At 72.7% G+C, this 330-nt stretch carries 1 protein-coding gene; it reads right to left on the bottom strand.

What is annotated here, in order from left to right:
- Positions 1–330 (bottom strand): ABC transporter ATP-binding protein (locus UK12_RS39095; RefSeq protein ID WP_442973933.1); only part of this gene is annotated, 330 nt, incomplete at both ends.

The raw sequence follows: 330 nt of genomic DNA, 5'->3' as shown, positions 1-330 counted from the left end.
CGGATTGACAGGGCACCCGGTGGGCCGCCCGCGGGCCGTGGGCGCCGCACCGGGCGCCCGGGGCACGCCGGGGTCGCGGCGCAGGGAAGAATGGATGGTTACCTCGCAGCTCTTAGCGCCCGACATCCAGCAGGGGCTGGACCGGCGCGCGCTTGGCGGGGTGATCGGCGACGGGACGTCGGCAGTCAGCAGCATTCGCTCGGTTCGTTGCTTGCGGGCGGGCTCCGGCACCGGGGCGGGCGACGTCAGGGCCTTGCTGTACGGGTGCATCGGATCGCGGTACAGCGACTCGCGGTCGGCGATCTCGACGCTCTTGCCCAGGTAGATCCC

This window comes from Saccharothrix sp. ST-888, assembly GCF_000955975.1.
GTDB lineage: Bacteria > Actinomycetota > Actinomycetes > Streptomycetales > Streptomycetaceae > Kitasatospora.
This window is presented reverse-complemented; position numbering and strand designations above follow the sequence as displayed.